This is a genomic window from Aminobacter sp. J44, assembly GCF_007829415.1.
Classification (GTDB): domain Bacteria; phylum Pseudomonadota; class Alphaproteobacteria; order Rhizobiales; family Rhizobiaceae; genus Aerobium.
The window spans coordinates 1-9057 of record NZ_VLJG01000070.1; the positions used below are offsets into that span (position 1 = coordinate 1).

Here is a 9057-nt window from a genome sequence, read left to right on the forward strand (position 1 = left end):
CGGACCGCTTCTCCGACAGAACGACCTTGCGACAACAGAACATCGACTTGGCGCAGCTTCGCCACGATCTCTTCGGSTTTGTGCTTCTTCTGGGGCATTCCAACGTCCTCCTACGGCTCAATAGCCTACTTCAGGGAGGACCACTTTTCAGGGGGCAGACCAATATATCGTCTTGCCTTTTCCGAACGCTGTCATCGACGACGGCAAGTAGGAGCAGACGCAGTTGCTGAACGGATGGGTGTAGCGCGACGGACGAGCGGTCTATCATCTCGATCTGGTTGCGCGCAGCCGCTTCAAGGCAGGCATTCGGCTGCACAGAGACGAGCCAGTCGGCGAACACTTCCTCTGGCGGTGGCAGAGGTGAAACCTTTGCCAGCGTCGCCCTTTCTCGGCGTCTTCGACCTACCGTATTCAAACCGTCGCGTTCAGGCGTTTTCATGCGTCCACCTCTATTGGGGATAGGGGGCGGGAACAGCATGCGAGCACGTAACCGCTTGAAATGTCCTGCTGGCTGATACCGCCGTTATGACGCATCTCGACATCGCCAGAACGTTTGAAGACCCTGCAGGTCCCGCAAATGCCGGACTGGCACGCCGAAGGAATTCGTACACCTGCATTGCGAGCAGCTTCCAAAATCGTTTGCCCCGGTGCGCAGTCGCCACGCTTGTTTGTACCAAGGAAGGTGACGGTCAGCGCGGACGACGTCGACTCAAAATTTCGCTCCTCACCTTCCATCTGGGCTGGTCGCGCAAAGGAGGAAGCGCCAAAGCTCTCCTGATGGAAATGCGCCATGTCGAAACCTTCCGACCTGACGATTCCGCTGACCGCAGACATGAAAGGCTCGGGGCCACAGCAGAAGATTTCTCTCCGCATGAAATCCGGCGCGAGAAGCGCGAGCTTGTGACGGTCGACACGGCCCATCAGGCCACCCCAAGGCGAGACCGCCGAACGCATTTCGGGCAGGAAGCCGATCGTCAGATTGGGCATCCGACGCGCAAGCATCTCTAGTTCGTCGCGAAAGATAATGTCCTCTGGCCGACGTGACGAATTCACGAAGGTGACGTCAGCCCCAGGGTCGCAGTCGAATAGCCAGCGCAACATGGACATCATCGGCGTGATGCCAGATCCAGCTGAGATGAAGAGGTACTTCTTTGCCGGATGGAGCATCAGGCTGAAATGCCCATTCGGCCCATAGGCGCGGATACGCGAGCCGGGCCGAACATTTTCGAACATCCAGCGTGTGCCAACTGAGGTTGGTTGTGCCTTGACCGTGATCGAGATCGCGTATGGCCGAGACGGGGATGAAGAGACCGTGTAAGTCCGATGCAGATCTCCGTCCTTGGTACGCAGTTCGACGGTTATGAACTGGCCAGGCATGTATCGAAACCATCCGCCGTCCTCGACTGCGAATGTAAACGTCTTCACCTCCGGCGCCTCATCAACCACGCTGGTACAGACCAGCATCTGGCGGGTGGCGTTCCACGGTTTGATCTCGTCCAGCGGAAGCGGGACTGGAACCGTGCCTGTCAGCATCAGGGTCATGTCCAGTGCTCCATTCAGGCGACGGATCGCAAAGAGGGCTGCCCGCTGCCAGACAGGCGCTTTTCCATGAACTCGGCGTACCAGTTGATGAATTGGATGACGCCGCCCTCATGTATCTGGGAGTAAGGGCCGGGTTGGTAGGCAGGCGACTGGATGCCTCTCGCATTGTCTTCGACGATACGGCGATCCTGATCGTTGGTCTCGGTCCAGACATGGATCAGCTCGTCAAGGCGATAGTCGATGCCTTCGACCGCATCCTTGTGCACCAGCCATTTCGTCGTGACAGCGGTTTCTGTCGCGCTAATCGGCAGCACGCGGAACGTCACCGCATGGTCCGAGAGAATATGGTTCCAGGTCGTCGGGTAATGATAGAGCAGCAATGAGCCGATTCGATCCATGTGGACATTGTCCGACAGGCGCATCTGCACGGCCTTCCGCCCCGAGATCGTGTAGCTGATGGCGTCCCTTAGCAGAGGCACGCGCGTCACGCGATACTGTCCGCTCTCGTCAATAGTGAACGCACTCGGCAATCCGATGGCTTCGCATTTTTCCCAGTGAGCGACGATTTCGGGATCGTCTTGCGCGCCGGACACCCCCGTTACCGTCGGGGCCTCTGGAAAGGTCTTGCAGAGCTCTGGGTGGTTTGCCGCGCAGTGGTAACACTCGCGGTTGTTCTCCCAAACCAGCTTCCAGTTTCCCTTCTCAATGATCGTGGATTCGAAGGCGACCTTGGCCTCCCTGAGGCGGTGCGGCAGGAAGAACGGCTCCATCATTGCGCGGAACGGCGCGAAATCCATTGGGTCCTTCGCGAGAGAGATGAAGATGTAACCGCCGGCGGCCTCGCAGGCGACCGACTTGAGGCCGAACGCAGACGTATCGAAGTCATCGCCCATCTGACGCGCGAACAGGAGCGATCCGTCGAGATCGTAAGTCCATTGGTGATACGGGCAGACCAGCTTAGCGGCTGCCCCCTTGTGCTCAAGGCACACCCGGCTGCCGCGATGGCGGCAGGAATTGTGGAGAGCGCGGATCTGGCCATCATCACCACGCACAACGATGACCGAGTAGGCTCCAACCTCGACGGTGAAGTAGTTTCCTGGGGCAGGAATTTCGCAGTCGTGACCGACGAAGAGCCAGTCACGGTACCAAACGTGTTCCAGATCAAGCTGGTAGTATGCGGGATCGATATAAAAGGGCCGATCGAGGCTAAAACCGGGCTTTCGGTTCCGCAAGCGCGCCAGCATTTCGTCGTGAATATCCATGTCCGTCCTCGCCTTGGCACAAGGACTGAACTGGTGGTTGGGGTGGAGGAGTTGGTCACGCGCGCGTCGCCGACGTCGCCTTGAGCGCTCTGCCACTTGACCGCCCACCGCGATCAGTCGTTTCAGATGTTCGAGGCTGGTTTCCGGGCTCCGAAGCTGGCCAATTGGCCTTTCCGACACCTTCCCAAGCTCTCGCCCAGTGGCTTCACGTCGGGKTTTTCGCTTCGCTACCGTTGCGGGGGCAGCGCCGGCTTTCTCTTCTTGAGGACACCGGCTTCCCAATTATCCTGCCGACACGACGTCGGAAGGCACCTTGAACGACCTGATCAGATCACACGGGCATTTTCGGGGTGAGCGCGAAAACGACATGCCCACGCGAAAACGCGACAGCTGCAAACTCGACACGCCTGCGCGCCGATACACAGGTGCTGCCATAGCAACCGCCGAGCGCGGTCTCACACGCTCGGCGGGTCAATGTTGAGGTCTCAATCCCAACTCAACGCGCCGCCGCTCTGGTACTCGATCACCCGCGTCTCGAAGAAGTTCTTTTCCTTCTTGAGGTCCATCGCTTCTGACATCCACGGGAACGGATTTTCGACGTCGGCGAAGGCAGGTTGCAGCCCGAGCTGTGCGCAGCGGCGGTTGGCGATGAAGTGCATGTACTGCTCGCACAGCGCCGCGTTGAGGCCAAGGAAGCCGCGGGGCATGGTATCGCGTCCGTAGGCAGCTTCAAGTTCAGCAGCTTCCGTGATCATGCCGCGCACTTCGTCCTGGAACGCTTGCGTCCACAGATGCGGGTTCTCGATCTTGATCTGGTTGATGACGTCGATGCCGAAGTTCAGATGGATCGACTCGTCGCGAAGGATGTACTGGTACTGTTCCGCGATGCCGACCATCTTGTTACGTCGCCCGAGCGACAGGATCTGTGCGAAGCCCGTGTAGAACCACATGCCCTCGAAGATGACGTAGAAGGCGACGAGATCGCGCAGGAATGCCTGATCGGCCTCAGGTGTGCCCGTCCGGAAGTCCGGGTCGTCGAGATTTTGGGTATGCCTCAGCGCCCAGGCGGCCTTGTCCGTGATCGACGGCACCTCCCGGTACATGTTGAACAGCTCACCTTCGTCGAGGCCAAGGCTTTCAACGATATACTGGAAGGTGTGAGTGTGGATCGCCTCCTCGAACGCCTGCCGAAGAAGGTACTGGCGGCATTCGGGGTTGGTCAGGTGGCGATAGATCGCGAGCACGATGTTGTTGGCAACCAGAGACTCCGATGCGGCGAAGAAGCCGAGGTTGCGCTTGAGCATGCGCCGCTCGTCCTCGGTGAGACCGTCTCGCGACTTCCACAGCGCGATGTCGGCCTGCATGGATACTTCGGTCGGCATCCAGTGGTTGTTGCAGGCGGCCAGGTACTTTTCCCACGCCCAACGGTACTTGAGCGGCAGGAGCTGGTTCACATCGGCCCGTGCATTGATCATGCGCTTGTCGTCGACCGAAACGCGCGCGCCGCCCCGTTCGATCTCGCCGAGGCCGGTGGCATTGCCTGCGAATTTATCTGGCCGCGCGGGTTCAACGTCTGATTTCGGTTCAGTCCAGTCGAGCATGCTTCCTGTCTCCTTGTTCTTGCTGCTCACTGGCAGGCTTCACATTCGGGGTCGTCAATCGCACAGGCCTTGCCCCATGCACCGTTCGCTCCCGCCGGCACGGTTGCAGGCACGAGGGTTGCCGGCCTCACCGCGTTGAGCTTGCCGTCCGTTCCCTTCAGGGTCGATTTCTCAACGTGCGTGGCCGAGCGGGAACGCAGGTAGTAGGTGGTCTTCAGGCCCTTGTTCCAGGCAAGCCGGTAAAGCTCATCGAGCTTCCTGCCGCTTGGATTGGCGATGTAGAGGTTAAGCGACTGCGCCTGATCTATCCATTTCTGGCGGCGCGATGCCGCTTCGATCAGCCACTTCGGTTCGATCTCGAACGCGGTGGCATACAACGCCTTGAGGTCATCGGGGATCCGGCCGATCTCGCCAACTGATCCGTCAAAGTATTTCAGGTCCGAGACCATGACCTCGTCCCATAGCCCCCTTGCCTTGAGGTCGTGCACCAGCTGTGCGTTGACGACCGTGAAGTCGCCGGACATGTTCGATTTGACGAACAGGTTCTGGTAGGCGGGTTCGATCGACTGTGAGACGCCGCAGATATTCGAAATTGTGGCGGTCGGCGCAATTGCCATGGTGTTGGAGTTGCGCATACCGACGGTCTTTACACGCTCGCGAAGACTGTTCCAGTCGAGGGTGCGGGCTTCATCCATGCTGAGGGTAGGCCGCTCTTCCTTCAGCAGCCGGATCGAGTCGATCGGCAAGATGCCCTTGGACCAGAGCGAGCCCTCGAAGCTCTCGTAGCGGCCACGTTCGGCCGCAAGGTCCACCGAGGCCGAGATCGTGCAATAGCTGATCGCTTCCATCGACCAATCGGCAAATTCGACGGCAGCATCGCTGGCATAGGGGATTCGCAGCTTCTGCAGCGCGTCCTGGAAACCCATCAGGCCGAGGCCGACGGGGCGGTGGCGCAGGTTCGACGCACGCGCTTCCGGGATTGTGTAGAAGTTGATGTCGATCACATTGTCGAGCATGCGCATCGCGGTGTGGACAGTACGCGACAGTCGATCAAGGTCGAGGCCGTTCTCGTCGAGGTGGTTGAGAAGGTTCACGGAACCGAGGTTGCACACGGCGACCTCGTCCTTCGAGGTGTTTAACGTGATCTCGGTGCACAGGTTCGAGGAATGTACGACGCCCGCGTGCCTTTGGGGCGAGCGGATGTTGCACGGATCCTTGAACGTGATCCAGGGGTGACCTGTCTCGAACAACATGGTCAGCATCCTGCGCCACAGCTCGACGGCGCGGACGGTGCGGAAAACCCTAATCTCGCCGCGTTCTGCCTTCTCCTCATAGGCGACATAGGCTTTCCGGAACGCTTCACCGTAGAGATCATGCAGCTCTGGCGTCTCGTCCGGGGAAAACAGGGTCCAGTCACTGTCCATCTGGATACGTTCCATGAACAGATCCGGTATCCAGTTGGCCGTGTTCATGTCATGGGTTCGCCTGCGGTCGTCGCCGGTGTTCTTGCGCAGGTCGAGGAACTCTTCGATGTCGATGTGCCACGTCTCGAGGTAGGCGCATACCGCGCCCTTGCGCTTGCCGCCCTGGTTGACAGCGATGGCGGTATCGTTCGCGACCTTCAAAAAGGGTACGACGCCCTGGCTGAGGCCGTTGGTGCCCCTGATATGCGCGCCAAGGCCGCGGACCGGCGTCCAGTCGTTGCCGAGCCCGCCAGAATATTTGGCGAGAAGCGCATTGTCCTTGATGCCCTTGAAGATCGCCTCGAGGTCGTCGCCGATCGTTGTCAGGAAGCAGGAGGAGAGCTGCGGCCGTGTGGTGCCCGAATTGAAGAGGGTCGGCGTCGACGCCATGAAGTCGAACGAGGACAGGAGGTCATAGAACTCGATCGCCCGCGCCTCCCGGTCGGCCTCACGCAGCGCAAGGCCCATAGCCACGCGCATGAAAAAGGCCTGGGGCAGCTCGAAACGCTTCCCCTCGACATGCAGGAAGTAGCGGTCGTAGAGCGTCTGCAGGCCGAGATACTGGAAGTTCAGGTCGCGCTCCGGCTTCAGCGCTGCCCCGATGCGTTCGAGATCGAAGCACGCAAGTTCGGGGTCGATGAGGCCCGCCTCTACACCCGTCCTGATGAAGTCGGGGAAGTAGCTGGCATAGCGCGTCGTCATTTGCGCCTGGGTCGCCTGTTCCGGGCGCCCACCGATGAAGGTCAGCGCTTCGCGCCGAAGCCGGTCGAGAAGGAGACGTGCGGCAACGTAGGCGTAATTCGGCTCCTGCTCGATGAGTGTGCGCGCCGCCATGATCGGCGCAAGCGACAGCTCGTCCTGGGTGATGCCGTCATAGAGGTTTCGCCTCGCTTCCGCGAGGATCGGGTCAGGTGACACCGCTTCCAGCCCTTCGCAGGATTCCGCGATGATCCGTGCAAGGCGCGCTACGTCCAGCGGATGCAGGGTGCCATCTCCGGCAGTCATCCGCAGCGCAGGCACTGCAGCCCCCGCAGCGGCCTGTTCAGCTGCGCGCTCGCGGGCGCGCTCTTCACGATAGAGGACATAGGCGCGGGCAACCTTGTGGTGTTCGCCGCGCATCAGGGCAAGCTCGACCTGATCCTGCACATCCTCGATATGGAACAGGCGGCCTTCGCCCGAGCGCCGCATCAACGCATTTACTACCTGGGAAGTCAGTTCCTCGACGGCTTCGTAAACGCGCCGGGAGCCTGCTGCCGCACTTCCTTCTACCGCGAGAAATGCTTTCGTGAGGGCGATGCTGATCTTTCGGGCGTCAAACGGCGTCACGGTGCCGTTGCGGCGTACGATACGGTAGGCAGGTTCAGCGGAGCCGCTATCACCGGATTCACTGGAAAGAGTAACGAAGCTCGTTCGCTCGGATGGAAAGGTAGAAATCGCCGACATCATATCCCCGTGTCGTTGATGGAGACGGGGAGGGCAGGACGCTTGACGCGCGGATGAAGCCGCTACGGCAAATGCGCACCACCGGGACACCCCGCCCGAGGTTCGAAACATTGCGTCACGGCAGGTCTCCTGGCTCGCAGTTCACCGCCTCTGCCAGCCTTCCCAGTGCACAGCACCAGTGGCGAAATCGACAGAAGCTCACTGCTTACAGTTGCGGGGGCAGCGTCGGCATTCCAAACGGGCACCGACTTCCCTCTTAGCTCCCAGCCCGAAGGCAGGAAGACCGTAACACACTAGATATAGTGTCCGAGCACCCCGGGCTGTCAACAGACAGAAACGTTATCCAGAGGTCTATTGCGGGGCCATACCTATGTAGGACATTCGTCAGCCGAGGCAGAAGCGTCTGCGCGTCGCCATTCGGCTATGATCTCTGGGTTTCGCTCGAGGTCATCCACCGTCGGGGGCCCTGGCGCAGCTTCGAGGCCGTGGAATACGCAACCCTCGAATGGGTGGACTGGTTCAACAACCGCCGCCTGCTCGGGCCGATCGGGAACATCCCGCCCGCCGAAGCCGAGGCAAACTTCTACGCGGCTCTGGAAACTGAAGCCATGGCCGCGTAACTAAACCAAATCAGCCTCCGGCAAACCCGGCGCGGTTCAACCATTAAGTTTAGAGATCACTGTCATTTCGCCATAAGGTTGGTGGAGATAAAGCGCAACAATACCGCGAACAGCTGAGGTGCTTCAAAGGGTTAAACCAGCCGAACTGGAGGACACCCGGTTAGAGCTATCAAGAGACACTGTACTGAGGCGATGAGGCTTTAACGAATACCATCATAGCCAACGGCAAAGATCGGCGCAGCAGTGGCCCACCTGCTGCATGATATTGACTAGCCTAGCGGCCGTGGACATCACGCCTGACTCAATGCCGCGCCGCGGCATGCAGCGAATACAACATTTCTGGGTGCGATGCCGGGAAGCCAAGCGCGATGCTTCCACGTTAGCTTGAGGCTGCAATACCTCGCGGCTCGGACATCAGGCCACGCGCGAGCGCGTAGCAGCCGAGCAACAACACAATCGTGAACGGCAGCCCTGTCGAAACGGCTGCCGCCTGCAGCGCCGCGAGGCCACCACCGAGCAGTAGTGCAATCGCCACGAGCCCCTCAAAGGTCGCCCAGAACACGCGCTGTGCAGTCGGAGCGTCGACCTTGCCACCGGCGGTGATGGTATCGATCACCAGCGAGCCGGAGTCCGAGGAGGTGCAAAAGAAGACGATCACGAGAATGATGCCGACAAACGAAGAGATCGATGTCAGCGGCAGATGAGATAGCATGGCAAATAGCTGCAGCTCGAGTGCTGCTTCCGAGATATCGTTGAAGCCTGCACCGATCAGGCTGATAGCTGTGCCGCCAAAGCTTGTCATCCAAAGCACCGACACAAGTGACGGCACCAGAAGCACCGCGATCATAAATTCGCGCACCGTCCTTCCCCGGCTGACACGAGCGATAAACATGCCGACGAATGGGGACCATGAGATCCACCAGGCCCAGTAGAAAGCCGTCCATCCCTGTCTGAAATTATCGTCTTCACGACCAAATGGGTTCGACAGCGCCGGCAGGKATTCGACGTAGGCTGCCAGGTTCAGAAAGAAGCCGGAGACGATGGCAAGTGTTGGCCCCGTTGCGATTACAAACAGCAGCAGAAGGGCCGCCAGCACCATGTTTATCTCCGAAAGCCGCCGTACGCC

General features: G+C 59.7%; 6 protein-coding genes, 1 pseudogene and 2 riboswitches. Of the genes and pseudogenes, 1 reads left to right on the forward strand and 6 read right to left on the reverse strand.

Annotated elements, in window-relative coordinates:
* Positions 1–130 precede the first annotated feature (130 nt).
* The 5 genes from L610_RS18505 to L610_RS18525 all read right to left on the reverse strand — a co-directional run bounded on the left by L610_RS18505 (position 131) and on the right by L610_RS18525 (position 7314).
* Positions 131–439: a hypothetical protein gene (locus tag L610_RS18505; protein ID WP_144706875.1), complete on the reverse strand. Its 309-nt coding sequence runs from the start codon at positions 437–439 to the stop codon at positions 131–133.
* Entirely contained in the window at positions 436–1542 is a 1107-nt protein-coding gene (locus tag L610_RS18510; protein ID WP_144706877.1) for a hybrid-cluster NAD(P)-dependent oxidoreductase, read from the reverse strand. Before L610_RS18510 ends, L610_RS18505 begins: the two co-directional genes overlap by 4 nt.
* A 14-nt stretch (positions 1543–1556) precedes the next feature.
* Positions 1557–2804 carry an aromatic ring-hydroxylating dioxygenase subunit alpha gene (locus L610_RS18515; protein ID WP_144706879.1) on the reverse strand — a complete coding sequence of 416 codons (1248 nt, stop codon included), beginning with the start codon at positions 2802–2804 and terminating at the stop codon, positions 1557–1559.
* A 116-nt stretch (positions 2805–2920) separates the two neighbouring features.
* Positions 2921–3135: riboswitch (cobalamin riboswitch) on the reverse strand.
* Positions 3136–3289: 154 nt separating this feature from the next.
* Positions 3290–4405, reverse strand: a complete 1116-nt coding sequence (locus L610_RS18520; RefSeq protein WP_144706881.1) for a ribonucleotide-diphosphate reductase subunit beta — start codon at positions 4403–4405, stop codon at positions 3290–3292.
* Between the two features lie 26 nt (positions 4406–4431).
* The gene (locus tag L610_RS18525; protein WP_144706883.1) at positions 4432–7314 is read right to left on the reverse strand and encodes a ribonucleoside-diphosphate reductase subunit alpha; all 2883 of its coding nucleotides are present in this window, start codon (positions 7312–7314) and stop codon (positions 4432–4434) included.
* Between the two features lie 98 nt (positions 7315–7412).
* Positions 7413–7614: riboswitch (cobalamin riboswitch) on the reverse strand.
* A gap of 140 nt (positions 7615–7754) precedes the next feature.
* On the opposite strand from L610_RS18525, the pseudogene L610_RS18530 reads away from it, so the two are divergent.
* A pseudogene (locus L610_RS18530) lies at positions 7755–7931 on the forward strand (IS3 family transposase); the annotation flags it as partial.
* 379 nt (positions 7932–8310) lie between these two features.
* On the opposite strand, the gene L610_RS18535 reads toward L610_RS18530, so the two are convergent.
* Positions 8311–9057 (reverse strand): BCCT family transporter (locus L610_RS18535; RefSeq protein WP_186441610.1); only part of this gene is annotated, 747 nt, incomplete at its 5' end.